Source organism: Bradyrhizobium diazoefficiens (genome assembly GCF_016612535.1).
In the GTDB taxonomy this organism is placed as follows: Bacteria; Pseudomonadota; Alphaproteobacteria; order Rhizobiales; family Xanthobacteraceae; genus Bradyrhizobium; species Bradyrhizobium diazoefficiens_C.
On sequence record NZ_JAENXS010000001.1, the window covers coordinates 1 to 24,304 of the forward strand.

The following is a 24,304-nucleotide window of genomic DNA, read 5'->3' on the forward strand; positions in this document are numbered from 1 at the left end:
TATTTCCGAATTTCGGTAAAGTGAAATATTTTTGTGCGGCGGGATTGACAGACAGGCGACACAGGCACGCCCCGATCCCGTAGCCCGGATGGAGCGGCTTGTCCGCCGTAGCTCGAAGAGCGACGGCGGAAGCGCAATCCGGGTCTTGCCACAAGCTCCAGCGGTCCCGGATTTCGCTTCGCTCCATCCGGGCTACGGCAACATCAATACGGATCGTAGTAGTAGCGCGGACCGCCATAGTAGCCATAGCCGGGACCATAATAGCGCGGGCCGCCATGGTAATAATTGTCGTAGTACTCCTGGCGCCGGCTTTCGGCGATCGCGCCCCCGATCAAACCGGCCGCGGCACCCATAAAGGCAAGGCCCGCAGCGCTCGGTCCGCGCCGATAATGGCGATGACGTCGCGCGGCGCTGAAATCGGTCGCATTTGATGAGGCCACCGCGGCCGGCGCCTTGGCGGGCGTCGCGGAAGCGGCGGCCGAAGGCGAGATGGAAGCTGCAACCAGGACGACACTAGCCAACGCGGCCAGCGTAGTGCTTCGGACAATTCTCGAATTCACGGACCTGTCACTCATCTTAACGTCCTCGTTTCTCGCTCAAGACAGAGAATATGGAGACAACGCACAATGCGCAAAGCACCGAAATGGTTTCATGATCGCGGCAATCTGCCGCGCTTCGAACCATTGTAAACCGAACTGCCAAGTCTAGGCGCGGTAACTCCAGTATCTCCGGAGCGCATCGCCTGCGGCCTGGAGGTCGAAGCGCTGGTCGGGTGCGAGTTGCTGTGCGATCAGGTTGAACATGTCGTTCAGGATCGAGCGCTTTTCGCCGAAATAGGAATGGCGCAAGCCGACCAGACTGGTGTCGACCAGCGACGCATCGATCGTATCGACGCCATCGACCACCAGCAGTGCCTCGCCGGCCTCACCCGCCCGGGGATAGCCGTGCACGAATTTCGAGGCCAGCAGCGCGACGTCGCGGGACGAGGCATAGAGCGTGACGCGCGCGGCGCAGCCCCTGAATTTTGCGGCGAGCTGGACGAAGCGGTCGCGATCGATGTCGGGCGCGGCAAAGATGATTTGACCGAGCTTCGCGGCGCCGGCCGGCAGCTGCCAGGACGTGGCGCGTTCGAGCGAGTTGATCACTGCACGGTTGCCCATGCTGTGGGCGATGATGTGAACCTTGCCGGCATCGATCTCGCCGAGCGCAAGCTGGAGAAACGCCTCGAAATGATCGCGCGACCAGTCGATCGTACTCTCATCGACCGTGTATTTCTTGGTGTCCGCCGCCGACGCCCAGCTATACAGCAGCGTCCTGCCTGCGAATTTCAGATCCACCGCAAGCTGCCCGGCCCGCCGCGCCGCATCCTCGAACCTCACGTTGTAGCCGTGCACGAAGATCAGGACGTCGTGTTCGCCTGCCGCCGCAACCGAGTCCTTCAGGCTCGTGACGAAGACGTCCCGGTCAAGTGCCCCGATGGTTTTGAGGATCACATGTTTTTCCGGATTGGCCGAGAACTCGAGACGCCACCAGCTTGGGCTGGTCAGCGCGCCGAGATCACGGCCGCGCGTGGGCACGCTGACCTCCGCGACCCCGAATACAGGCGCCCCGCGCTCGCCGCGAAAATAGTTCGCCGGCGTGTCGTCACCCCGGGCGCGGTCGGTGCCGTAGAAGACGGGGATGGTGACGACACCTGTCGCCTCATCCGTGCTCGGCTGGACGGCATCCGGGACCACAAGCGGCGAAACCTGGCCGCGCCGGGTCACGGTCTCCACGGCGGCCGTGGGCGCCGTCTCCGCCATCACCTGCTCCACGAATTCCATCGCCGGCGGCTCCGCGAGCAGCCGCACGACCAACAGGTCGAGCGCCCGGCGAAGCTCATCCGGATCGTCGCCGTGGCCGGCGCGCCCGGCCAGCTCCATCAACTCCTCGCCATAAGGAGGCCATTTATCGCCCAGCAGATCCTTCAACCGGGGCGCGAGTTCGAGCAAGGCAAGCAACAGGCGAAGCGTGTCCGACATCGCACGTCCCTCGTCGCTGACTGCGGCCAGGGCACCAGCCCAGCCGTTCGTCCCTAGCCTAGAGGTTGTGAACGATCTGGCAAGTCCGCTGCGCGTGCCAGCGTCGACTTGCCGGGTGCCTAAGACAGCGCCCCCAGCACGCCGCGCGTGGCCTTGTCGATTTCCTCGACATAGCGGCGGCGGGCGGTGGTCTCGGTCAGGAAGCCAACCACCTTGCGGCTGTCGGTGGAATCGACCACCGCCAGCATTTCGGCCTCCGCCTCGTCGAACACCGCCATCGCCGATTTCACGTTCATTTCCGGGATCAGCACGATGTCGGTCAGGCGCGCGAGCTCGATGATCTGGATATCGTCGGCGATGGTATCGAGATCGCTGGAGAACAAATCGTGCAGCAGAACGAGACCGACATATTCGTCCGCATTGTTGACGATGACGATTCCGGGGCGCGACCCCAGCGGAAATTCGCTCCGGGTCGCAGCGATCGTCGTGGTCGACGGCACCTTGCCGACGTCGGAGCGCATCAGGCGCTCGACGGTGAGATTGCGCAGCCAGCCGACATCATTGGCGCTGCGGATGGTCTCGCCGCGCAGATGCAGGCGCCAGGTCGAGAAGGAGTGGCCGAACATGAAGCGGACGCTGATCGAGGTGACGATGCAGCCGGCCAGCACCACGGCGGTGACGTCGACATTGCGGGTCATCTCGAGCACAAGGAACGACATCGTCAGGGGGCCGCCGACGATGGCGACGCCGAGGGTGGCCATGCCGGTCAGCATCGCCACCAGCGGATCGATCACGAAGTGGGGACTGATCAGCAGCAGCACCGCGGCGAAGAACTTTCCGATCAGGCTGCCGACGAACAGCGAGGCAAAAAAGAGACCGCCGCGGAAGCCCGAAGCCAGCGAGATCAGGCAGGCCGTCACCTTCAGGGCGATGATGATCGCGATCAGGCCGATCGTCATGTCGTGAAAGAGATCGAGTATCATGGCGCCGTGGCCGGCCGCCAGCACTTGCGGCGTGACGATGGCGAAGCTGCCGACGATGAGGCCGCCGATCACGGGGCGCAGCCAGACCGGTAACCACTTGAACAGCCGCTCGAACATCGAGGACGAGCGCATCACCGCGATGCCAACGCCGCTGGTGACGAGCGCGAGCCCGATCAGGGCCAGATATTGCTCGACGCCGACGGCGCTGACTTTCGGTATTTCGATCGAGTAAGGCGCGCCGCCGAGCCATTGCGCGGTGAGCGCACCCGCGAGCGAGGCCGCCAGGATCGGCGCGGCGCTGCCGACCGAATAGACGCCGACGATCAGCTCGCAGGCGTAGAACGCGCCGGTGATCGGCGCGCCGAAGGCCGCTGCGATCGCAGCCGCAGCGCCGCAGCCGACGATCAGCCGGAGGTCGTTACGGCGGAGATTGAAGAATTTTCCCAACAGCGAGGCGATGCCCGAGCCGATCTGGGTGTAGCCGGCTTCGAGACCGACGGAGGCGCCGCAGCCGTTCGAGATCAGCGTCTGGCTCGACACCACCACGCTGTCGCGCATCGACAGATTGCCGCCGCGCAGCGCATTGGCTTCGATCGGGTCGACCGCGCTGGAAATCTTCCATCGCCGCCGCCACCATTCCATGATGCCGAGCGCCAGGCCGCCGAGCGCGGGCGCGATCAGCGCCGCCCACGGACTCACATATGTGTTGGCCGAGAGGCGCACGTCGATGGGAATGCCGTAGATCACGACATGGGCGATCTGCGCGATCTCGGCCATCAGCGTCACGATCGCGCCGGCGAGCGTGCCGATCACGAGCGAGAGCGGGATCAGGTAGAACTCGTTGCTGCGCAACAGCGCGCGCAGCCGAACCATGGTGCGGTTCGTGCCCTTGCCGTCGACGAAATATCTGATCCGTGCGAACACCGCTGGCCCGTCCTACCCTTCCGACATGCCGTAGCCGGCCATGCGCTGGCGGACCCGCTCGATCTCGGCGCTCGACAATAGCGGCGGTTTGCCGATCTGGAGACAGCCATGATATTGCCGCGCCAGCGTCTCGACCTCGACAGCGAGCCACATCGCCTTGTCGAGCGTCTTGCCGACCGCGATCATGCCGTGATGGTCGAGCAGGCAGGCGAACCGCCCCGCCAGCGCCCGCACGGCGTATTCGGACAGCTCCGCCGTGCCGAACGTCGCATAGGGCGCGCAACGGATGCTGTCGCCCCCGGCAGCCGCGATCATGTAATGCACCGGCGGAATGTCCATGCCCATGATCGCCAGGATGGTGCAATAGGTCGGGTGGGCGTGCACGACGGCATTGACGTCGCCGCGCGCCTTCAGGATGTCCAGGTGGAAGCGCCACTCGCTGGAGGGCTTCTGGTTGGGGGCGTGCGAGCCGTCCATCGCCATGAACACGATCTGGCCGGGCGTCATGACCTCATAGGGCACGCCGGTCGGCGTAATCAGCAGCCCATTGCCGAAACGCGCGCTGATATTGCCCGAGGTGCCCTGGTTGATGCCGAGCGCGTTCATGCGGCGGCAGGCGTCGATGATGGCCTGTCTCTTGTCGAGCTCGTCCGCTGTCATCGACATCCCGAATTCATCTCGACTTCATCTCGACTTCTTGGCGATGGACGTTTGTTAGATCGGAAGTACGTCAAAGCAATGCGGCAGTGCAAGGAAAAGCGGATCCGGATCGCCAAGTCTGCCGGGATACCAGTAAATATCCCGTAAAATCAACAAGCTAACGGATTACCGCGACGCTATGACAGGCTGGCCCGAACAGCCACGATGCCGTTGATCACGAATTGCACAGAATAGGCCGCGAGCAGCATGCCGAGCACGCGCGACAGCACGGCATTTCCGGTACGCCCCAGTGTCCGCGCGATCAGCTGAGCTGAGACAAAGCAGAGCATGCAGAGCAGGCAGACCGCGAGGACCACCGCGATAATGACCGCGAGCCTCGCCCCGTAGCCGGCATTCCCCGTCAGGAGCAGCGTGGTCGCGATCGCCCCGGGACCGGCCATCATGGGGATGGCGAGCGGAAACACCGCGATATCGGAGGCATGCTCCGCGGTCGCCTTGTCGGCCTCCCGCGCCTCGCGATGCGGACGGTCGCCGAAGATCATCTGGTAGGAGACGCCGAACAGCAGCAGCCCGCCAGCGATCTGGAAGGCGGGAATGCCGATCCCGAGCTGGCGCAGCAGCCAGTTTCCGACCAGCGCGATCACGACCAGGATCGACGCCGCGATGAACGGGGCGCGCAGCGCGACCGTCCGCTTGATCGTATCGGGCATGCCCCCGGTCGCGGCCAGGAAAGCCGGCGCAAGGCCGACGGGATCGACCACCAGCAGCAGCGTGACGAAGGCGGACAGAGCGAAGTCGAGCATGGGTTAGGCGTCTCGGCCGGACGTGGATCAGATGGCCAGCCATAGCGGCTCGCGAGGACCTTCGCGAGGAACATTTGCGGACGCCGGCTCTTGATCGCGTGAGGATTGAGGAAGGGCATGCCTTCCCGTGTCGCCTCATGAGGAGGATTTATGGCTAAGCAAGCGAAGAAACGCACTACCAAGAAGACCGCGGCACGCCGTCCGCGTCAGGCTCCGAAGATGCTGAGCGACTTGTTTCTGGAGACATTGAAAGACATCTATTTCGCTGAGAACAAGATCATCAAGACGCTGCCCAAGATGGCCAAGGCCGCCCATTCGAAGGACCTCGCGGCGGCCTTCAACAAGCATCTGCGGGAGACGCAGGGCCAGGTCAAACGGCTCGATCAGATCTTCAAGATGCTGGGCAAGCCTGCGCGCGGCAAGCCCTGCGAAGCCATCAACGGCATCACGGATGAGGGCGCCGAGATCATGAAGGACTTCAAGAACGCCCCTGCCCTCGACGCCGGCCTGCTCGCCGCGGCGCAAGCCGTCGAGCACTACGAGATTTCCCGTTATGGCACGCTGCGCACCTGGGCCGAGGAGCTCGGCATGTCGGAAGCAGCCCAACTGCTCCAGGCGACGCTGGAGGAGGAAGAGGCGACCGACCATACGCTGTCCGAGCTCGCCACCTCGGTCATCAACCTCGAAGCGGAGGAAGAGTACCGCGAAGCCGCCTGATCCCGCGCATCTCGCCCAATTGTTGCCTCCGGCGCCGCGGAAGATCTCCGCGGCGTCGGCGCGTCTGACCGCAAGGGCATTCTCCCCTCCGACGGGCCAGCCATGCTCCAAACGCGCGATGCTGGAATTTGCAGGAACCATCCCCATATCCTCGTTTTCCCACCGCAGCGCCTTCCCCGAGTCTTGCCATGCAACCCAAAAATCCCTTCGACTGGATGCTGTCCGAAGCCGTGGACCAACTCAACCGCGCCGAACGGATGCGGCAGCAGTTCGGCCGTCAGGAGGCCTGCTGGGAGCCGCCGATCGACGTGCTCGAGACCGAGCATGAGCTCTTGATCCTGGTGGCACTTCCCGGCGTCAATCCGGACAATGTCGAGACGGTGATCCATGACGGCGTGCTCGTCATCTCCGGCCAGCGCACCCTTCCGCCGGAGCTTCGCAACGCCCGCATCCACCGGCTGGAGCTGCCGCAGGGGCGTTTTGAGCGCCGCATTGCATTGCCCCTTGGCCGCTACGCCATCAGCCGCTTCGTGATGGACGGCTGCGTCGCACTGCGCCTCGCCAAATCCTGAGGTCGATCATGGCCACCGAACAGATGAATACCGCACAGACCAATACTGACGTGAAGATCCCCGAAGACGCACTGATCATCATCCCCGTGCGCGAGATGGTGCTGTTCCCCGGCGCCATCGCGCCGATCGCGATCGCGCGGCCGAAGTCGGTCGCCGCCGCGCAGCAGGCGCTGCGCGAGCAGCGGCCGATCGGCATCGTCCTGCAACGCAGCCCCGAAACCGAGGAGCCCGGGCCGGACGATCTCTATCGGGTCGCAACCATCGCCAACATCGTGCGCTACATCACTGCGCCCGACGGCACCCACCACATCGTCTGCCAGGGCGTGCAGCGCGCGCGCATCCTCGATTTCCTGCCGGGGACGCCATTCCCGGCTGTGCGCTTCCAGCAGATTCCGGAGCCGACCACGAGCTCGCCCGAGATCGAGGCGCGGGCGCTGAATCTGCAACGCCAGGCGATCGAGGCGATCGAGCTGCTGCCGCAGGCGCCGCCCGAGCTGGTCGCGATGTTCCAGAGCACCACCGCGCCCGGCGCGCTGGCCGATCTGGCGACCTCGTTCATGGACATCAAGCCGCAGGACAAGCAGGAGGTGCTGGAGACCATCGACCTGACCTTGCGGGTCGAGAAGGTGTCGAAGCACCTGGCCGAACGGCTGGAGGTGCTGCGCATTTCCAACGAGATCGGCCAAAAGACCAAGGCGTCCTTCGACGAGCGGCAGCGCGAGGCGATCCTGCGCGAGCAGATGGCGACCATTCAGCGCCAGCTCGGCGAAGGCGACGGCAAGGCGGCCGAGGTCGCCGAGCTGACTTCTGCCATCGCCAAGGCTAACATGCCGCCGGAAGCGGACGCACATGCCAGGAAAGAGCTGCGCCGCTACGAGCGCATGCCCGAGGCCGCCGGTGAAGCCGGCATGGTCCGCACTTATCTCGACTGGCTGATCGAGCTGCCCTGGGCGCTGCCTGCGGAGAAGCCGATCGATATCAAGGAAGCGCGTCGCATCCTGGATGCGGATCATTTTGGCCTGGAGAAGATCAAGAGCCGGATCATCGAATATCTGGCGGTGCGCAAGCTCGCCCCGCAGGGCAAGGCACCGATCCTGTGCTTTGTCGGTCCGCCCGGTGTCGGCAAGACCTCGCTGGGACAATCCATCGCACGCGCGATGGATCGCCCCTTCGTGCGCGTTAGCCTTGGCGGCGTGCATGACGAGGCCGAGATCCGCGGTCATCGGCGCACCTATATCGGCGCGCTGCCCGGCAACATCATCCAGGGCATCAAGAAGGCGGGTAGCCGCAACTGCGTCATGATGCTGGACGAGATCGACAAGATGGGGCGTGGCGTGCAGGGCGATCCCTCGGCCGCCATGCTGGAGGTGCTCGACCCCGAGCAGAACGGGACGTTCCGGGACAATTACCTGGGCGTGCCCTTCGATCTGTCGCGCGTGGTGTTCATCGCGACCGCCAACATGCTGGACCAGATTCCGGGTCCGCTGCTGGACCGCATGGAGCTGATCAGCCTCGCCGGTTATACCCAGGAAGAGAAGCTGGAGATCGCGCAGCGCTATCTGGTGCGGCGGCAGCTGGAGGCCAACGGCCTGACGGCCGAGCAGGCCGAGATCGAGCCGGAGGCGCTGAAGTTGATCGTCAAGGGTTACACCCGCGAGGCCGGCGTGCGCAACCTCGAGCGCGAGATCGGCAAGGTGTTCAGGCATGCCGCGGTGCAGGTCGCCGAAGGTACGGCTGCGAAGGTCGTGGTGAGCGCGAAGGACATCGCCGATGTTCTGGGACAGCCGCGCTTCGAAGGCGAGATCGCGCAGCGCACCAGCATTCCGGGCGTGGCCACCGGCCTTGCCTGGACGCCGGTCGGCGGCGACATCCTGTTTATCGAAGCCTCGCGCGTGCCCGGCCGGGGCGGGATGATCCTGACCGGCCAGCTCGGCGAGGTCATGCGCGAGAGCGTGCAGGCGGCGCTGACGCTGGTGAAGAGCCGTGCCACGCAGCTCGGCATTGATCCGTCGCTGTTCGAGAAGAGCGACATCCACGTTCATGTGCCGGCAGGGGCCACCCCGAAGGACGGACCGAGCGCGGGCGTGGCGATGTTCACGGCGCTGACGTCACTGCTCACCAACCGCACGGTGCGGAGCGACACCGCGATGACCGGCGAGATCTCGCTGCGCGGCCTGGTGCTGCCGGTCGGCGGCATCAAGGAGAAGGTGGTGGCAGCGGCGGCCGCAGGCTTGAAGCGGGTGATGCTGCCGGCGCGCAACAGGCGGGACTACGACGACATCCCGAAGAGCGCACGGGACAACCTGGAATTCATCTGGCTGGAGCGCGTCGACGAGGCCATCGCCGCGGCGCTGGAGCCGGTTGAGGCCAAGGTCGACGTCAAGGTCGAAGCGGCGGAGTGAAGACGATGAAGAAACTGCTGGAAGGGGCGAAGAGATCACGCAAGACGCAGCGACTGCGCCAGCTGCTTGATCGTGCTATCGACCGGGTGCGCGAAGCGCTCGCAGGACCCGAGCCGCGGCTTCAGCCGATCCCGGTCCGGGTCAAACGTCGCAGGGACTGAGCCCCTCCGCCTCAGCCCTTGCGATCGTCGAAGACAAAAGGCCCCCTCGCACGAGGGGGCCTTTGCGTTCTTAGGACACGGCGTCCTTGGCAGCCTTGACCGGACGAGCGCGGACGATCTTCCGGGCCGGCTTGGCCTTGAACATCATCTCTTCACCCGTGAACGGGTTGGTGCCCTTGCGCGCCTTGGTCGCGGGCTTCTTGATCACCACGAACTTGGCGAAGCCCGGCACCAGGAACAGGCCGTTCTTCTTGAGCTCCTTATGGCCGACATCCGTCAGCGTCTCCATGACGCTCTTGACGTCGCGCTTGGAAAGCTCGGTGGCGGTCGCAATCTTTTCAATCAACTGCGATTTGGACATTTGGGCTGGCATCGTGTCTCCTCTGATTCGTTGCCGGTTGCATATTAGACCAACCGGCGAAGGCCTATAGCCTTCTGCACAGTTTTGTCGCGGTTTTACGGGCTTTTTTGGCCCCCTGTGGCAAAAAACCCTGCATTTTAGCGGCTTCCTGAGCGGGAGGCACCTTGGGCAGCGGTTTTTGCCTTGTTTCAAAGGCCCGCAAGCAGCCTTGCTAAAGCTGATTCGACGCTTTCGACAAGCGACGACCGGCCTCTTTGTCGGAGACGGAGCGCGATTCACCCTGAAAAATAGGGCTAGATCATCGCATTGCCGCGATTGCGGGTGCTCTCTTACGGGGCCGCGACGAGCTTAGCTCGCGCTAGATACGCTCGATGATGACGGCCGGCGCCATGCCGCCGGCGGCGCACATGGTGACGAGACCACGCTTGAGGTCGCGCCGTTCCAGCTCGTCGAGCACGGTGCCGATCAGGATCGAGCCGGTGGCGCCGATGGGATGGCCGAGCGCGATCGAGCCGCCATTGACGTTGACCTTGGCGCGGTCGAGCTTGAGGTCGCGGATGTATTTTTCCGCCACCACCGCAAAGGCCTCGTTGATCTCGAACAGGTCGATGTCGTCGATGGTCAGCCCCGCCTTCGCCAGCACCTTGCGCGTGGCCGGCACCGGCGCGTTCAGCATCAGCGTCGGCGAGTCCCCCATGTTGGCCATCGCGACCACGCGGGCGCGCGGCTTGAGGCCATGCGCCTTCGCGTAAGCAGGTGATGCCAACAGGATGGCGGCGGCGCCGTCGACGACGCCGGACGAATTGCCGGCGTGATGCATGAAATCGATGTCGAGGTCCGGATATTGCTGGAGGATAAGACCACGATACGTCGTGCCCTTGTCGTCGAGCGCATAGTCGGCAATCGCGGGGAATGCGGGCTTCAGCGCGCTGAGGCCCTCCATCGTGGTCTGCGGCCGCGGATATTCTTCGTGGTCCAGCGCGAGGCTGCCGTCCTCGCGATGGACGGGCACGAGGCTCTTCTTGAAGTGACCGCCGGCGATCGCTTGCGCTGCACGTTTCTGGCTTTCGAGCCCGAGCGCGTCGACATCCTGCCGCGTGATGCCTTCCAGCGTCGCGATCGCATCGGCGCAGACGCCCTGATGTGACTGCGGATGCCGCGCCCGCAGGCGCAGATTGCCAGAGTCCATCATCATCGGACCGCCGCCACGGCGACCCTCCATCGACATCATCTCGCAGCCGCCGGCGACGACGAGGTCTTCCGCGCCCGCCATGATCGAGGATGCCGCCATGTTGACGCTGGTGATGCCGGAGCCACAAAAACGATCCAGCGTCACGGCGCTGGCGCGCACGTCATAGCCGGCATCGAGCGCCGACATGCGGCCGAGATCGCCGCCTTGCGTTGCGACCTGCGCGCTGCAACCCCAGACAATGTCGTCGACATCGGCGGTGTTGATGCCGGTGCGATCCGCCAGCGCGCGCAGCACGGTGGCACCGAGCTGCTGCGGATGAATGCCTGAGAGTGCTCCCTTGCCGGCCTTGCCGACGCCGCGCGGGGTACGGCAGGCATCGATGATCAGCGCGTCAGCCATTGGCGTTGTCCTCTTGTTGTGTGTGTTGAGGCGGTTTTGAATCAGAGGGAGAGCGGAGTCAATGAGCGGCGTTACGCCCCTCACCCGCATTTTCCGCTGCACGTAAAATCCGGCCTCAAGCCATCACGCCCCGGCCGCGTTCTTCGCGATCACGTTTCGGTAAAAGCTTGCGCTGAGTTTTGGCGTGCGCACCTGCGTGTCAAAATTGACGTGGTAGAGCCCAAAACGCTTGTTGAGCCCGAACACCCATTCGAAATTGTCCATCAGGCTCCAGAGGAAATAGCCGCGCACCGGCACGCCCTCGGCGGTGGCGCGCTGGAGCTGGGCGAGATAGTTGCGCAGATACATGATCCGGTCGGTATCGTAGATCTTGCCGTCGGGCCTCACCTGGTCGTCGCCGGAGGTGCCGTTCTCGCTGATATAGATCGCATCCGTCTTCCAGATCTTGGCCGCGAGCTTCGGCACCCAATAGATCGTCTCGGGGCCGACGCGCAGCCAGTCCGAGTTCATGTGCGGAAAGGCTTTTGGGATCGGCAGCGGCATGAAGCCCGCGCCCTGGTCGGACGGCACGATGTAGTGCTGCGGCGCATAGATGTTGAGGCCGAGGAAATCGACCGGCGAGGAGATGGTCTTCAACTCGGCGTCGGTGTATTTCGGCGCGTCGCTGCCTGCGTATTTCAGGAACGCCTCGGTGTAGCGGCCCGTCATGATGACGTTGAGATAGCCGCCATTCATCTCACGCAGCGCGATTTCGGCGGCGCGGACATGCTCGGGCGCATCGATCGCGGGAATGCAGGCGTCGATATTCTCGGCTGGCCCCACCCGCGTGCCGCGGCGGCCATGGGCGCGCACCGCCTGCACCGCGAGCCCGTGCGCGAGCGCACTGTTATGCCTGATCTGGTTGACTTCGGCCTGCGGCAAAGTGAGGCCCGGCGCATCGATACCGGTGCCGTAGCCGAAATAGACGAAGCGGCCGCTCTCGTTCAGCGTGAAGACGTTCTTGACACGATCGGTCAGGTGCTGGGCGACATAGGCCGAATAGTCGCCAAAGATCTTGCAGGTCTCGGTCGAGCGCCAGCCGCCGAAGCGGTCCTGCAGCGATTGCGGCAGGTCCCAGTGATAGAGCGTCAGCCACGGCTCGATGCCGTTCTTCAGGAGCTCGTCAACCAGGCGATTGTAGAAGTCGAGCCCCTTCGGGTTCGGCTTGCCGTCGCCATCCGGAAAAACCCGCGGCCAGGCCACCGAAAAGCGATAGGCCTTGCAGCCGAGCTCCTTGATGAGCGCAATGTCCTCCTTGTAGCGGTGATAGTGCTCATTGGCGCGGTCGCCATTGGTGCCGTCCTCGATCTTGCCGGGGATGCGGACGAACTTGTCCCAGATCGAGGCCCCTCGCCCGTCCTCGTTGACGGCGCCCTCGACCTGATAGGACGAGGTCGCGGTGCCCCAGAGGAAGTTTTGCGGGAAGCTGCTCGTGCCGCGTGGTGTTGACGCCGGCCTGGCCTCGACCTCCAGGGGACTTGCCATGCCGGCTGCGGACAACCCCGCGATTTTCGCGAACTGGCGACGCGAGACCTTGTCCGTCATTAATGGGCCCCTGAGATGATTGATGCGGCGGCACAATGACGGGGCGCAGGCGGTTTGGGAAGCGCCGGCACCGAAGTTTGAGGATACGGAATTGCGCTGCCCCGGGGCGCGACATGTCGATGCAGGCGAAGCGGCGGGCTGCGATGACCGCCGCGATCAGCGCGAGCGTTTCGGCAGCTTTGGAAGCTTGCCGGGATTAAACGGCGGTAGCTGTCCGGTTCGTTCAGGCGCCGCCGCCGGCTGTTCCGTCAGAATGAGCGTTCCCTGGAGGACGATTCCTCCTGCCTGCCCGGCCGTCGCCGTGTAGGTCGCGACCTTGCCAGGGCACGTGCCCTCAATGTCCAGCGTCAGGTCATCATAGACACCGAAGACCGTGACGCGTCCCTCGGTATGACGCTTCGTCAACACGGTCGCGGTGAAGCGATCGCCATCGACCTTGCAGGAGCCATGGTACGTCATCAGGCTGTCGCGGCCCCAAATCTGGCCGTCTGCGACATGGACGATGCCGGTGCCCTGATCGAGTGGCGTCTTGTACCACGCCGCGTAGGTACCGTCCTTGAGCATGGGAGCAGTCTCCCTTGGTCTTTCCGCGCTGATCATCCGCACGGTGAGCACTAAGGAACGGTTAATCGCGCGGCCCGTGTCATTCCGGTGGTGAGCGAGAAACAAACGTTGGTCGCTCGCCCGCTCCTCTGCCCCGCCTCAGAACGTCGCCCGCGCCCCCGCATAGAACGCCCGCGGCCGCGCCGGGCTCAGCGAGCGCGGGTCGGTGAACGGGTTTCCGCCGTTGGTGAAATTCGGCAGAGCGCCGGTGTCGAAGAACTGTCCGTAGGTCGCGTAGCGGTTGTCGAAGATGTTGTCGACCTTGCCGTAGAGCTGGAGGTTCTTGGTGACCTGGTAGGAGGTGTGCAGGCTGAAGACCGTGTAGGACGGCAGCTTCGAATATTGGTTGGATTCGTCGCCGACCAGGTATTGGCTGGAGACGAACAGCGCATTGCCGCCGACCTTCCAGTCGTCGGTGACGGCGTAATCGACGCCGACCTTGACGCGGTGGCGCGGGATCGCAGGGATCTGGTCGCCGGGCAAGACCTGGATGTTGCCGTCGGCATCGGCGAACGGGCTGTTCGAGCCGAGCGTCAATGCGTCGAGGAAGCGGGCATCGACGAAGGTGTAGCTCGCCTGGAACTGAAGCGTCGGTGATTTGACGTTGACCTCGGCCTCAAGCCCCTGCCGCCGGGTCCTGCCGACATTGGTGAAATAGCCAAAGCCGGTCCGGTCGGGAACGGGGACGGCCAGGATGTCATCATAGTTGGTGGCGCGGAAGCCGCCGATCTTCCATCCGAGCGTGCCGATGTTCAGCTCCTTGGTGCCGCGCAGGCCCGCTTCCACGGTCTTGGACACGACCTGCTTCAACGGCGGGTCGGAGACGAGAAATGCCGCGATGAGACAGGGATTGTTCGGATCGGCGCAGCCGAGCTCGAGCGGTGTCGGCACGCGGTTGGCCTCGGAATAGCCGGCATAGGCAGTCAACTCCGGCGTGATCTTGTAGGTGCCGCCAATCACCGGATTGAACCGGGTATAGGTGTAGTCGCCGTTGAGCGCGGTGCCGAGCTGGTCCTCCAGAGAGATGCGCGCCACGTTGAAGCGGCCTCCGCCTGATATCGCGAAGGCATCCGTGACGTTGAATGTATCCATCGCATACAGGCCGTTATATTGATTGACGGTCCGCAGTGAGACGGGGCCGGCAAACCCGGTCGCGATCGTGCCGGTCGGCCCCAGGAAGATGCCGCCGCCGCTCACGAGATAGTTCTCTCCGATCGAACCGATCTCGGCGGTGGCATCGTAGCGTGTGACGCTGGCATCATAGCTCGTGCCCATCACGAAGCGGTTCTCGTGCCCGAACAACTGATCGGTGTTGGTGGCCTGCCCCGATACGCCGAAGCTGGTCGACCGTATCGAACTGTGGTCGATCTCACCAAGGATCGTTCCCGATGCAAAGGGATTGCCAAGCTGCACGCCGTTCGTGCCATTCGCAGGCGTCGCGCCGTCACCAAAGCACAGCAGCGTCGCGTCCGCCGTGCACACGCCGACGTCAGTTGGATTGCCGTCGACGATCTTCTGCTCGTACCTGCGCACATGCGCGGTGGCTTCGAGCGTCCAGGTCGGCGTCGCGTCGGCCTTGGCGGTCAGGTTGAGATAACCGACGCGGTTGGAGCTGGTCTGCGGTGTCGTGTAGGTCGCGCCCCAGTATTTATCCAGAAGCTCGGCCGGAACGGTGGCGTTGGCGCCGAAGTCGTTCTTGGCGACCCCCATATTGACGTGGAATTCGCTATCGCCGGCCTTGTAGCCGACGTCGCTGTAGAAGCGCCGCACGTCCGATTGGGAGAAGTTGCGGAAACCGTTATCGTGCAGACCTTCGAGCGCGGCGTAGATGCCGTAGTTCTGGTCGACCTGCTTGCCCCATTGCGCCGAGCCCTGGATGCGGCCGAACGAACCGCCCATGACATCAAGCTCTGCGCCTTGATAGGTAAAGCCGTCCTTCATTTGCAGGTTGATCGCGCCCCCGAGCGCGTTAAGGCCGAAGACCGGGTTGTTGGTCACCAGCGTCACCGACCTGATCGCCGCGGTCGGGATCAGGTCCCAGTTGACGGCGTCCGAGAAGGCTTCATTGATGCGTACGCCGTTCTGGTACACCGCGAGTCCTTGCGGCGTCCCTGTTATGGGCGAGGCAACAAAGCCGCGAAATTCGACATTTGGCTGGAACGGGTTGCCGGTGACCTCGCTGATGCTAACCCCGGCGATGTTGTCGCGCAGCGCATCCGTCACGTTGAGCGAGCCTGTGCGCTTGATCTGGTTGGCATCAACGGCGTTGATCGCCGACGGAACCTTGTCGACCTCGAGACCTCTGCCCGTGCCGGGTACCGTCGGATAGACGTAGATCCGGCCGGCCTTGGGCTTGCCGGAGCTCGCAGCCGTCCGCGCAACCGGCCGCGACGGCGCGCGTCGCGTGGTCGGCCGCGGCGCCACCACCTCGACGGCAGGCAGGTTCTGGACGTTGGTCTCCTCGTCCTGCGCGGCACGCGCGTTGGTCCCGAAAAGGAGTCCGGACACCAGCCCGGTCGATACCGAAGCCATCAGCAGGCGTCGCATGTGTCGCGACTTGCGCATTCCCATTGTCCCGCCCGTAACCTTCGGCCGTTCTGTTTGCGCCGTTTGGTCGAGACGAGTGTAATCGGCGGCGGCTCCTGGACCAGCCACAAAAGGTCGGGCACTCTCCGCACCAATTTTCCCGACGAAATCGGGAATTTTTCCCGATCGGGAATTTTCCCGCTTGAGCCGGGCGGGATCAGGCCGCCGCGGTCGGAACCAGCGCTTCGACGGTGACGCCGCCCTCGCCCGACGAAACGTTGAGCGTGCCACCGAGCGCCAGAATACGCTCGCGCATGCCGACGAGGCCGAAGCCGAGCTTCTGGCCCGGCTCCATGCCGTGGCCGTTGTCGCTGACCCGCACGCGGGTGCAGAAGCGACCGTCGCGGCCCGGCTGCTCCGCCGGCTCGATGACCACTTTGATCGCGGTCGCGCCGGCGTGGCGGAACGCATTGGTGAGCGCCTCCTGCACGACGCGATAGATGGTGAGGTCGGCGGTTTCGCCGACCGCCCCGAGCGCCGGCGAGATCGTGGTTTCGATCGTCACATCGGGATGGGATTCCCGCCACAACCGCGACAGCGATTCCAGGGCCTTGCCGAGGCCAAGCTCGGCGAGGCCGACGGGCCTCAAGCGCTCCAGCACACGGCGGGTGAATTGCTGCAGCGCGTTGATCTGCTCCAGCAGCGCGCCGCCGTGTTTTCGCACCGCGTCCGCACTCGGCGCGCGCCCGTCGGCGAGCTTTGCGAGCGCGCTGGCATGCGCGCGCAGCGAGAACAGATACGGTCCGAATTCATCATGCAGCTCGCGCGCGATCTCCTTGCGCTCGACGTCCTGGAGCGACACTGCGCGCTCGGCAAGACGCCGCTTGTCCTCGACCGCCTCGCCCAGGGTCGCCGCGAGATGATTGAGCTTGGTGCAAATCGCGGCCAACTCGGGCGCGCCGCCGGGCGCCGTGCGCGCGTCGTAACGGCCGCCCTCGAGCTCGCCCATCGTCTGTGTCAACGACTGGAGTGGCGCGAGCGCCCGGCCGACGACCGCCATCATCACCAGGAACAGCGCCAGCGCGATGACTGAGCCGACCTCGAGCTGCGTGACGATGGCGTCCCAGATCTCCGCGATCTCGTCATTGGGATGCGAAATGATCACCAGCGAGCCGGGCTTGCCATGGACCGAGACCGGCACGCTGACGGCGGTCTGCTCGGGATGAACCAGGCTGACGAACCAGGCTGGCGGCCCGGGCGTGTCGTCACCGGCATCCGGCCGCGGCGACGTCAGCGGGTTCCCGCTGGCGTCGCTCAGCGCAATGCTGACATGGCGCAGGCGGTTCAGATCGCGCGCAATCCGGTTCAGCGTCGCGTCCGGATCCGGCGCCTCGTTGAGGTCGGTCACGATCATCTCGATGAACTCACGCGCCAGCCGGATCACGCTCTGGTCTTCGGCCTGTACGCGGGGACCGGCCTCTGCGACCTGGCGGGCGATGTTGACGGCGAGCCCGAGCGCAAGCAGCAGCGCCAGCAGAAGGTTGATGCGCCCGCGCAAGGATAGATTTTGCCACATGCCTGTCGCCCGTGCCCCACGATGCATCACCCGCGCCTGTCCGATGACGTTGACAGAGGCGAAGCGCCCGATATCTAATCGGAAGCGTACAGCAATCCCGGCCGGGTTGCATGACCCGACACGCCTCCTCGTTCGGCATCATGCGGCGCGAAATAAAGAGTCCGGCGCTGTCGCGGGGAACGCCCATGCGCATTCTGATCGTCGACGATCATCCCATTGTCGCCTCCGGCTGCCGTGCCGTGCTGGCCGACGAAGGCGAGATCGAGATTCTGGAAGCCGCCGACGCCGAGGACGGCGAGTGCGTCTTCATCGTCGAGCGCCCCGACCTCTGCGTGATCGACATCAACCTGCCGACCGTTTCCGGCTTCGAACTCGCGCGCCGCATCCTCGAGCGCGCGGCTGATGCCCGCATCATCATGTTCAGCATGAACGACGACCCGGCTTTCGCCGCACGCGCGATCGAATGCGGCGCCAAGGGTTACGTCTCCAAGACCGGCGATCCCGACGACCTCGTCGAGGCGATCCGCACCGTCGGCGGCGGCGGCACTTATCTGCCGAGCGCGATCGCGCGCAGCATCGCCTTCGCAGGACCGACGCTGGCGCAAAGCCCGCTGTCGAAGCTGAACGCGCGCGAGATGGAGATTTTGCGGCTGCTCAGCGCGGGAAAAAGCCTGTCCGAGATCGCCTGGCTGGTGCAATCGTCCTACAAGACGGTCGCCAACACCTCCTCGATCATGCGCCAGAAGCTTGGGGTCAAGACCTCGGTCGAGCTGGTGCGGCTGGCGATCGACAGCGGCGTGGCCTGACGCCGCCACAAATTTTGGTCATACAAGCATTTGCATTCTCGATGTGGTGAGATGCCACGGAGCACAACGGCATGACGATCCAAACTGTCTCGACCAATACTTCTTATGGCGGCGTGCAGGGCGTGTACCGCCATGCAAGCCAGGCGACCGGAACGGACATGGTGTTCTCGGTCTATGTTCCCCCGCATGCCGACGGCGCCAAGCTGCCCGTCGTCTGGTATCTCTCCGGCCTCACCTGCACCCATGCCAACGTCACCGAGAAGGGCGAATTTCGCAAAGCCTGCGCCGAGCTCGGCCTGATCTTCGTCGCTCCCGACACCTCACCGCGCGGGCCCGACGTGCCGGGCGACGCCAACAATGCCTATGATTTTGGCCTCGGCGCCGGCTTCTACGTCGACGCAACGGAAGCGCCTTTCGCGCGTAATTATCGCATGTGGAGTTATGTCACCGACGAGCTGCCGAAGCTGGTCGCCGAGAATTTTCCGGTCGACGCCAAGCGGCAATCTATCATGGGGCATTCGATGGGCGGCCACGGCGCGCTGACGGTGGCGCTGCGCAACCCGCACCGCTATCGCGCGGCAAGCGCGTTTGCGCCGATCGTCGCGCCGTCGCAGGTGCCCTGGGGCATTAAGGCCCTGACCGGCTATCTCGGAGCGAACAAGGAAGCGTGGCGCAGCCACGACACGGCGGCACTGATCGAGGATGGCGCGAAATATTCCGGCTTCCTCGTCGACGTCGGCGAGGCCGATAATTTCCTGAAGGAGCAACTCAGGCCCGAGTTGCTTGAAGCCGCCTGCACCAGGGCCAACATCCCCCTGACGCTGCGACGTCAGCCGGGCTATGACCACAGCTACTATTTCATCTCCACGTTCATGGGTGATCATCTGTACTGGCATGCGGAGCGGCTGAAGGGGTGAGCGCTCTCACTCTCCCCTATTCCGGCCGCCCGTAATTCGGCGCCAGCAATCGATTGCGGATCAGGTAGCTCATCGTCCGCGACCAGGATTCATCGGTGTTGCCACGCATGTCGGCGCTCGCCGCTGTGATCATGTTGCCGGTCTTCACGTCGCGCAAATAGATGTTCAGATTGATGATCAGGTTCGAGACCTTCTGCACCATGCCGGTAATCTCCAAGTCGGCGCCCAGCTGCCTAGCCAGCTTGAGGTCGCAGCCGCCGCAGGCCTGCAAATTGCTGTGATGGGCGGCGTCCCTGACCGGCCCGATATCGAGCAGCTGGAACCGGCCTGAATCGGTCAGTTCCTTGCGCAACTGCTCGCTGATATGCGCGAGCCGCGCCTCTTCCGGCTTGGAGCCGTAGAACTCGCCCGGCAGGCTGGTGTCGATCAGCTCGAAATCGAACACCGCAAGTTTCGGCGGACCTGCGAACGCGGTCGAACCCATCAACAGCAAAGCTGCGAAACATATCAGCGCTCGCATGAACGTGATTCCGCCCGTGGTGTCGCGACGACAAAATGTGGGGTTGCAAGCCCGGCCAAATCGGTCATGCTTCAAGAGAGACAATTCTCCACCGGCGGTCAAGCCGGGGAGGATTTCAGGAGGAAGCATGATCCGATGGTTGCTCGGTCCGATCGGCCTGTGTCTGGCAGCAGCGCAAGCGCTCGCGGCCGACCCGGTCACGATCGGCGTCGGCTATCTCGGAATCGCCGGCACCAGATCGACGCTGTCGCTGGTCGAGCAGCCCGCGGAGAATGACGGCGTTGCCGGCGCGCGCCTCGCGATCGACGACAACAACACCACCGGGAAATTCCTCAACCAGCGTTTTGCGCTGGAGGAGCGCCGCATCAAGCAAGGCGAAGATCCGGTCCAGGCCGCAACCGCCCTTGCCGAGCACAATGGCTTTGTCGTCGCCGACATGCCGGCCGATGCGCTGCTGAAAGTCGCCGACGCCCTGCGCGATCGCGGCACGCTGCTGTTCAACGCCGGCGCGATCGACGAGCGGCTGCGCGAGGCCGATTGCCGCGCCAACGTGATCCACACCGCGCCGACGCGGTCGATGCTCGCGGATGCGCTCGGCCAGTATCTGGTGTGGAAGCGATGGTCGCGCTGGCTGCTGGTGGTCGGCTCGCATGACGAGGACAAGCTCTACGCCGATGCGCTGCGGCGCGCCGCGAAGCGGTTCGGCGCCAAGATCGTGCAGGAGCGCACCTTCGAAGACACCGGCGGCGCGCGCCGCACGGACTCCGGCGTGACGCTGATCCAGCGCCAAATGCCGGTGTTCACGCAACAGGCGCCCGCCTATGATGTGCTGGTCGCCGCCGATGAAAGCGAGGTGTTCGGCGCCTATCTGCCCTATCGCACCTGGGATCCGCGACCCGTCGCCGGCTCGGCCGGACTCGTGCCGCGCAGCTGGGACGCGGCGCAGGACCAGTGGGGCGCGACGCAGATGCAGAACCGCTTCATGAAGCTGAACTCGCGACGGATGACCGCGCTCGACATGCAGGCCTGGACGGCGGTGCGGATGATTGGCGAGGCCACCTCGCGCACCAATTCCGGCGACGTCAAGAAGGTCACTGACTTCATCAAGGGGCCCAACTTCGAGGTCGCCGCTTTCAAGGGCACCCGGCTCACCGTGCGCGACTGGAATCTGCAGCTCCGTCAGCCGATCCTGCTGGTCGACGGCCGCATGGTGGTCTCGGTGTCGCCACAGGAGGGTTTTCTGCACCAGGTCTCCGAGCTCGATACGCTCGGCTACGATCGCCCGGAGAGCAAATGCAAGCTGAAATGAGGATGCGGATGTTGCGCGAGGGGCTTCTCGCCGGATTGGTGCTGGCGGCTACGCCCGCGCATGCCTTCGTCGCCTATGTCTCGAACGAGAAGAGCAACACGGTCTCCGTGATCGACACCGACAGCTGGACGGTGGGCAAAACCATCAAAGTCGGCCAGCGCCCACGCGGCATCGAGTTCACCCGTGACGGCAAATTCGTGATGGTTGCCGTCGGCGACGACGACACCATCCAGGTCATCGACGCCAAGACCCAAGCCGTGGTGGACACCCTGCCCTCCGGGCCCGACCCGGAATTGTTCACCCAGGATGCCGCTGGCAAGACGCTCTATGTCGCCAACGAGAACGACAACACGGTGACCGTGATCGACCTCGAGAAGCGCGCCCGCCTCGGCGACATCCAGGTTGGCGTCGAGCCCGAGGGCATGACCATCAGCCCCGACGGCAAGATTCTGATCAACACGTCGGAAACGACCAACATGGCGCATTTCATCGACACCGCGTCGCGCCAGATCGTCGCCAATGTGCTGGTGGACCCACGGCCGCGCTTTGCCGAGTTCAAGCATGACAGTTCGGAACTGTGGGTCTCCTCCGAAATCGGCGGCACGGTGTCGATCATCGATCCGAACAAGCATGAGGTGATCGGCAAGGTCAATTTCGAGATTCCGGGGTTGAGGAAAGAGGCGATCCAGCCGGTCGGAATCGGCATGACCAAGGACGACAAGACCGCCTTCGTCGCGCTCGGCCCCGCCAACCGCGTCGCCGTGGTCGACACCGCCACGCGCAAGGTGACGAAATATCTGCTGGTCGGCCAGCGCGTCTGGCACATGGCGTTCACACCGGACGAGAAATATCTGCTGGTGACCAACGGGGTCTCCAACGATGTCTCGGTGATCGACGTCGCCGCGCAAAAGGTGATCAAGACCATTCAAGTGGGCGAACTGCCCTGGGGCATCACGATCGCGCCATGACCAGCCCCGCTCCCATTGCCGAGTCACGCGAAACACCAAGGCCTGATCCGGCCGCTCTGCCGGCGCTGTCGATCGACGGCGTCAGCCATTGCTACGGCCCGCGGCGCGCGCTGATCGACGTCTCCTTCAACGTGCAGCCCGCGAGCTTTACGGCGCTGCTCGGCCTCAACGGCGCGGGCAAGAGCACGCTGTTCTCGCTGATCACGCGGCTGTTCGGCATCCAGACCGGCCGTATCGGCATTTTCGGCCACGACATCAGCAACAGCCCCGGCGAGGCGCTGCGGCTGCTCGGCGTGGTATTCCAGCCGCGCACGCTCGATCTCGATCTGTCGCTGACCCAGAACCTGCTCTATCACGCAGCCCTCCACGGCATCAGCCGGCGCGAGGCGCGCGCGCGAGCCGCCGAACTGCTCGCGCGCATCGGGCTTGCCGACCGTGCCGGCAGCAAGGTGCGCGATCTCTCCGGCGGGCAGATGCGCCGGCTTGAGATCGCGCGCGCACTGCTGCACCGGCCGCGCCTTTTACTGCTGGACGAGCCGACCGTCGGCCTCGACGTCAAGGCGCGCGCCGACATCATCAGCCATGTTCGTCAGCTGGTGACGGAACAAGGCATCGGCGTGCTCTGGGCCACGCATCTGTTCGATGAGATCATGGCCGGCGACGATCTCGTCGTGCTGCACCAAGGCAAGGTGCTGGCACAGGGGCCGATGAGCCGCGTCATCGCGGAGGCCGGCGCGCAGGACGTCAACACCGCCTTCATGCGCCTGACAGGTGCGCAGACCATGCCGGGAGGTGGCGCATGAGCAGCATCACCACGCGCGATGCGCCGCGCGGCTTCTCGGCCGCCGAGTACATGACCTGCCTCACCGGCATCGTCTGGCGCGAAGGCCTGCGCTTCCTGCATCAGCGCGAGCGCTTCGTCTCGGCACTGGTGCGCCCATTGGTGTGGCTGTTCATCTTCGCAGCCGGCTTCCGGCAGGTGCTCGGCATCTCCATCATCCCGCCTTACGAGACCTACATCCTCTACGAGGTCTTCATCGCGCCCGGGCTGATGGCGATGATCCAGCTCTTCAACGGCATGCAATCCTCGCTCTCGATGGTCTATGACCGCGAGATGGGCAATATGCGCACGCTGCTGGTGAGCCCGCTCCCGCGCGGCTTTCTGCTGTTTTGCAAGCTGCTCGCGGGCACAGCGGTGTCGCTGCTCCAGGTCTACGCGTTCCTGCTGATCGCCTGGTTCTGGGACATCACGCCTCCCCCGATCGGCTATCTCACCGTGCTTCCGGCGCTGATCCTGTCCGGGCTGATGCTGGGCTCGCTCGGCATGCTGATCTCCTCCGGCATCAAGCAACTCGAGAGCTTTGCCGGCGTGATGAATTTTGTCATCTTCCCGATGTTCTTCGCGTCCTCCGCACTCTATCCGCTCTGGCGCGTGCAGGAAGGCAGCCCCTATCTCTATTATGTCTGCGAGGCCAATCCATTCACCCATGCGGTCGAGCTGATCCGCTTCGCATTGTATGGGCAGATCAACTGGATCTCGCTGGCGGTGGTTGCGACCTGTACAATCGTCTTCATGACCGGGGCGATTTTCGCCTATGATCCGTCACGCGGGCTGGCACGTCGCGGGCCGGCGGGAGGCGAAGGATGATGGTTCGGACACTTGCCATTGCGGCCCTTGCGTTCGCTGTCTCGGGCACGGCCGCACGTGCAGCCGATCCGCGCTATCCCAATTGGCCCTGCGCGCAGGCCAAGGTTCCGGAGATTTCGCTCGCCGCTGTCTGGGCCGGGCCGGCGCTCGACGATGCCGAGACCAAATGGAAGGACGACAGCAAGGTCAGCGCGCTGGTTTCGAAGCTCGCGGCGCGCAAGACGCCGATGGACGAAGCCGAAAAGTCGGTGAAGGAATTTCTGGCGGGCTCCGCCTCCGACAAGACCGCGAACGCAAAACTGCTGTTTGCCGGCCTGTTCGACACGCTCAATGCGCAGCGTTCCCAGGTCATGGGCGGGCTCGAGCGGGTCAGCCGCAAGCAGCGTGAGGCCGCCGACAAGATCCGCGAGGACACCATCCAGCTCCAGGCGCTGCAGGACGCAACGCCGCGCGACGACACCAAGGTCGATGCCATGAGCAACCAGCTGATCTGGGAGACCCGCATCTTCGAGGACCGCCGCAAGGTGGTGCGATTCGTGTGCGAGGTTCCGACCACGATCGACCAGCGCCTGTTCGCGCTGGGGCGCGTGATCCAGCAAGAAATGGAATAGCGTCAGGCTTGCTGACAGCTTTCATAAAGTTCCCGCGATAT

Annotated in this window: 23 protein-coding genes; 11 read left to right on the forward strand and 12 right to left on the reverse strand. The window is 64.3% G+C overall.

The features are described 5' to 3' along the window. Positions 1 to 203: 203 nt before the first annotated feature. The 5 genes from JJE66_RS00005 to JJE66_RS00025 form a co-directional block, all read right to left on the reverse strand. Complete coding sequence (locus tag JJE66_RS00005; RefSeq protein WP_200512093.1) at positions 204 to 575, reverse strand: hypothetical protein; 372 nt, start codon at positions 573 to 575, stop codon at positions 204 to 206. Positions 576 to 704: 129 nt separating this feature from the next. Then, the gene (locus tag JJE66_RS00010; protein ID WP_200512094.1) at positions 705 to 2,021 is read right to left on the reverse strand and encodes an alpha/beta hydrolase; all 1,317 of its coding nucleotides are present in this window, start codon (positions 2,019 to 2,021) and stop codon (positions 705 to 707) included. A 119-nt stretch (positions 2,022 to 2,140) separates the two neighbouring features. Further along, the gene (locus JJE66_RS00015) at positions 2,141 to 3,928 is read right to left on the reverse strand and encodes a chloride channel protein (protein ID WP_200512095.1); all 1,788 of its coding nucleotides are present in this window, start codon (positions 3,926 to 3,928) and stop codon (positions 2,141 to 2,143) included. Positions 3,929 to 3,940: 12 nt separating this feature from the next. Next, positions 3,941 to 4,594 (reverse strand): L-fuculose-phosphate aldolase, encoded by a 654-nt coding sequence (locus JJE66_RS00020; protein ID WP_200512096.1) that lies wholly within the window; start codon positions 4,592 to 4,594, stop codon positions 3,941 to 3,943. Positions 4,595 to 4,764: 170 nt separating this feature from the next. Next, positions 4,765 to 5,391, reverse strand: coding sequence for a MarC family protein (locus JJE66_RS00025; protein WP_200512097.1), 627 nt, complete (start codon positions 5,389 to 5,391; stop codon positions 4,765 to 4,767). 150 nt (positions 5,392 to 5,541) lie between these two features. Here JJE66_RS00025 and JJE66_RS00030 point away from each other — a divergent pair, with 150 nt between their 5' ends. From JJE66_RS00030 to JJE66_RS00045, 4 genes are all read left to right on the forward strand, one after another. After that, on the forward strand, positions 5,542 to 6,108 hold the full coding sequence (locus JJE66_RS00030) for a ferritin-like domain-containing protein (protein WP_200512098.1): 567 nt from the start codon (positions 5,542 to 5,544) through the stop codon (positions 6,106 to 6,108). 188 nt (positions 6,109 to 6,296) lie between these two features. Beyond that, positions 6,297 to 6,680: an Hsp20/alpha crystallin family protein gene (locus JJE66_RS00035; protein WP_200512099.1), complete on the forward strand. Its 384-nt coding sequence runs from the start codon at positions 6,297 to 6,299 to the stop codon at positions 6,678 to 6,680. Between the two features lie 8 nt (positions 6,681 to 6,688). Then, positions 6,689 to 9,082, forward strand: coding sequence for an endopeptidase La (lon, locus tag JJE66_RS00040; RefSeq protein ID WP_200512100.1), 2,394 nt, complete (start codon positions 6,689 to 6,691; stop codon positions 9,080 to 9,082). A 5-nt stretch (positions 9,083 to 9,087) separates the two neighbouring features. Then, positions 9,088 to 9,243, forward strand: a complete 156-nt coding sequence (locus JJE66_RS00045) for a hypothetical protein (RefSeq protein WP_200512101.1) — start codon at positions 9,088 to 9,090, stop codon at positions 9,241 to 9,243. A 70-nt stretch (positions 9,244 to 9,313) separates the two neighbouring features. Here the strand turns inward: JJE66_RS00045 and JJE66_RS00050 are convergent, their stop codons facing one another. The 6 genes from JJE66_RS00050 to JJE66_RS00075 all read right to left on the reverse strand — a co-directional run bounded on the left by JJE66_RS00050 (position 9,314) and on the right by JJE66_RS00075 (position 17,484). Beyond that, entirely contained in the window at positions 9,314 to 9,616 is a 303-nt protein-coding gene (locus JJE66_RS00050) for an HU family DNA-binding protein (RefSeq protein ID WP_200512102.1), read from the reverse strand. A gap of 346 nt (positions 9,617 to 9,962) precedes the next feature. Further along, positions 9,963 to 11,195 carry an acetyl-CoA C-acetyltransferase gene (locus JJE66_RS00055; protein ID WP_200512103.1) on the reverse strand — a complete coding sequence of 411 codons (1,233 nt, stop codon included), beginning with the start codon at positions 11,193 to 11,195 and terminating at the stop codon, positions 9,963 to 9,965. A gap of 123 nt (positions 11,196 to 11,318) precedes the next feature. Beyond that, positions 11,319 to 12,779 carry a GH1 family beta-glucosidase gene (locus JJE66_RS00060; RefSeq protein WP_200512104.1) on the reverse strand — a complete coding sequence of 487 codons (1,461 nt, stop codon included), beginning with the start codon at positions 12,777 to 12,779 and terminating at the stop codon, positions 11,319 to 11,321. Positions 12,780 to 12,935: 156 nt separating this feature from the next. Next, positions 12,936 to 13,343: a hypothetical protein gene (locus JJE66_RS00065; RefSeq protein ID WP_200512105.1), complete on the reverse strand. Its 408-nt coding sequence runs from the start codon at positions 13,341 to 13,343 to the stop codon at positions 12,936 to 12,938. Between the two features lie 138 nt (positions 13,344 to 13,481). Continuing rightward, positions 13,482 to 15,947 carry a TonB-dependent receptor gene (locus tag JJE66_RS00070; RefSeq protein ID WP_200512106.1) on the reverse strand — a complete coding sequence of 822 codons (2,466 nt, stop codon included), beginning with the start codon at positions 15,945 to 15,947 and terminating at the stop codon, positions 13,482 to 13,484. A 178-nt stretch (positions 15,948 to 16,125) separates the two neighbouring features. Next, positions 16,126 to 17,484 (reverse strand): histidine kinase, encoded by a 1,359-nt coding sequence (locus tag JJE66_RS00075; RefSeq protein ID WP_200512107.1) that lies wholly within the window; start codon positions 17,482 to 17,484, stop codon positions 16,126 to 16,128. Positions 17,485 to 17,669: 185 nt separating this feature from the next. Here JJE66_RS00075 and JJE66_RS00080 point away from each other — a divergent pair, with 185 nt between their 5' ends. Together JJE66_RS00080 and fghA are read left to right on the forward strand one after the other, a co-directional pair. Beyond that, positions 17,670 to 18,290, forward strand: coding sequence for a response regulator transcription factor (locus JJE66_RS00080; protein ID WP_027534106.1), 621 nt, complete (start codon positions 17,670 to 17,672; stop codon positions 18,288 to 18,290). Positions 18,291 to 18,361: 71 nt separating this feature from the next. After that, a complete protein-coding gene (gene fghA, locus JJE66_RS00085; protein ID WP_200512108.1) occupies positions 18,362 to 19,207 on the forward strand; it encodes an S-formylglutathione hydrolase in 846 nt (281 codons plus the stop codon). A 16-nt stretch (positions 19,208 to 19,223) separates the two neighbouring features. On the opposite strand, the gene JJE66_RS00090 is transcribed toward fghA, so the two are convergent. After that, on the reverse strand, positions 19,224 to 19,727 hold the full coding sequence (locus tag JJE66_RS00090) for a DUF3280 domain-containing protein (RefSeq protein ID WP_200512109.1): 504 nt from the start codon (positions 19,725 to 19,727) through the stop codon (positions 19,224 to 19,226). A 127-nt stretch (positions 19,728 to 19,854) separates the two neighbouring features. On the opposite strand from JJE66_RS00090, the gene JJE66_RS00095 reads away from it, so the two are divergent. Genes JJE66_RS00095 through JJE66_RS00115 form a run of 5 tightly spaced genes read left to right on the forward strand, consistent with a single transcriptional unit; the run spans position 19,855 to position 24,263 of the window. Then, positions 19,855 to 21,036, forward strand: a complete 1,182-nt coding sequence (locus tag JJE66_RS00095; RefSeq protein ID WP_200512110.1) for an ABC transporter substrate-binding protein — start codon at positions 19,855 to 19,857, stop codon at positions 21,034 to 21,036. Next, the gene (locus JJE66_RS00100) at positions 21,021 to 22,004 is read left to right on the forward strand and encodes a YVTN family beta-propeller repeat protein (RefSeq protein WP_200512111.1); all 984 of its coding nucleotides are present in this window, start codon (positions 21,021 to 21,023) and stop codon (positions 22,002 to 22,004) included. Before JJE66_RS00095 ends, JJE66_RS00100 begins: the two co-directional genes overlap by 16 nt. Then, positions 22,001 to 22,807, forward strand: coding sequence for an ABC transporter ATP-binding protein (locus JJE66_RS00105; protein ID WP_200512112.1), 807 nt, complete (start codon positions 22,001 to 22,003; stop codon positions 22,805 to 22,807). The genes JJE66_RS00100 and JJE66_RS00105 overlap by 4 nt, the downstream gene beginning before the upstream one ends. Then, positions 22,804 to 23,652: an ABC transporter permease gene (locus JJE66_RS00110; RefSeq protein ID WP_200512113.1), complete on the forward strand. Its 849-nt coding sequence runs from the start codon at positions 22,804 to 22,806 to the stop codon at positions 23,650 to 23,652. The genes JJE66_RS00105 and JJE66_RS00110 overlap by 4 nt, the downstream gene beginning before the upstream one ends. Next, entirely contained in the window at positions 23,649 to 24,263 is a 615-nt protein-coding gene (locus tag JJE66_RS00115) for a hypothetical protein (RefSeq protein WP_200512114.1), read from the forward strand. The genes JJE66_RS00110 and JJE66_RS00115 overlap by 4 nt, the downstream gene beginning before the upstream one ends. The last annotated feature ends 41 nt before the right edge of the window (positions 24,264 to 24,304 follow it).

What these genes read in the sequence shown, in the direction of transcription:
- JJE66_RS00005 (WP_200512093.1), bottom strand. Translation starts at nt 575, where the DNA reads ATGAGTGACAGGTCCGTGAATTCGAGAATTGTCCGAAGCACTACGCTG.
- JJE66_RS00010 (WP_200512094.1), bottom strand. Translation starts at nt 2,021, where the DNA reads ATGTCGGACACGCTTCGCCTGTTGCTTGCCTTGCTCGAACTCGCGCCC.
- JJE66_RS00020 (WP_200512096.1), bottom strand. Translation starts at nt 4,594, where the DNA reads ATGTCGATGACAGCGGACGAGCTCGACAAGAGACAGGCCATCATCGAC.
- JJE66_RS00025 (WP_200512097.1), bottom strand. Translation starts at nt 5,391, where the DNA reads ATGCTCGACTTCGCTCTGTCCGCCTTCGTCACGCTGCTGCTGGTGGTC.
- JJE66_RS00030 (WP_200512098.1), top strand. Translation starts at nt 5,542, where the DNA reads ATGGCTAAGCAAGCGAAGAAACGCACTACCAAGAAGACCGCGGCACGC.
- JJE66_RS00035 (WP_200512099.1), top strand. Translation starts at nt 6,297, where the DNA reads ATGCAACCCAAAAATCCCTTCGACTGGATGCTGTCCGAAGCCGTGGAC.
- lon (WP_200512100.1), top strand. Translation starts at nt 6,689, where the DNA reads ATGGCCACCGAACAGATGAATACCGCACAGACCAATACTGACGTGAAG.
- JJE66_RS00045 (WP_200512101.1), top strand. Translation starts at nt 9,088, where the DNA reads ATGAAGAAACTGCTGGAAGGGGCGAAGAGATCACGCAAGACGCAGCGA.
- JJE66_RS00050 (WP_200512102.1), bottom strand. Translation starts at nt 9,616, where the DNA reads ATGCCAGCCCAAATGTCCAAATCGCAGTTGATTGAAAAGATTGCGACC.
- JJE66_RS00055 (WP_200512103.1), bottom strand. Translation starts at nt 11,195, where the DNA reads ATGGCTGACGCGCTGATCATCGATGCCTGCCGTACCCCGCGCGGCGTC.
- JJE66_RS00060 (WP_200512104.1), bottom strand. Translation starts at nt 12,779, where the DNA reads ATGACGGACAAGGTCTCGCGTCGCCAGTTCGCGAAAATCGCGGGGTTG.
- JJE66_RS00065 (WP_200512105.1), bottom strand. Translation starts at nt 13,343, where the DNA reads ATGCTCAAGGACGGTACCTACGCGGCGTGGTACAAGACGCCACTCGAT.
- JJE66_RS00070 (WP_200512106.1), bottom strand. Translation starts at nt 15,947, where the DNA reads ATGCGCAAGTCGCGACACATGCGACGCCTGCTGATGGCTTCGGTATCG.
- JJE66_RS00075 (WP_200512107.1), bottom strand. Translation starts at nt 17,484, where the DNA reads ATGTGGCAAAATCTATCCTTGCGCGGGCGCATCAACCTTCTGCTGGCG.
- JJE66_RS00080 (WP_027534106.1), top strand. Translation starts at nt 17,670, where the DNA reads ATGCGCATTCTGATCGTCGACGATCATCCCATTGTCGCCTCCGGCTGC.
- fghA (WP_200512108.1), top strand. Translation starts at nt 18,362, where the DNA reads ATGACGATCCAAACTGTCTCGACCAATACTTCTTATGGCGGCGTGCAG.
- JJE66_RS00090 (WP_200512109.1), bottom strand. Translation starts at nt 19,727, where the DNA reads ATGCGAGCGCTGATATGTTTCGCAGCTTTGCTGTTGATGGGTTCGACC.
- JJE66_RS00095 (WP_200512110.1), top strand. Translation starts at nt 19,855, where the DNA reads ATGATCCGATGGTTGCTCGGTCCGATCGGCCTGTGTCTGGCAGCAGCG.
- JJE66_RS00100 (WP_200512111.1), top strand. Translation starts at nt 21,021, where the DNA reads ATGCAAGCTGAAATGAGGATGCGGATGTTGCGCGAGGGGCTTCTCGCC.
- JJE66_RS00105 (WP_200512112.1), top strand. Translation starts at nt 22,001, where the DNA reads ATGACCAGCCCCGCTCCCATTGCCGAGTCACGCGAAACACCAAGGCCT.
- JJE66_RS00110 (WP_200512113.1), top strand. Translation starts at nt 22,804, where the DNA reads ATGAGCAGCATCACCACGCGCGATGCGCCGCGCGGCTTCTCGGCCGCC.
- JJE66_RS00115 (WP_200512114.1), top strand. Translation starts at nt 23,649, where the DNA reads ATGATGGTTCGGACACTTGCCATTGCGGCCCTTGCGTTCGCTGTCTCG.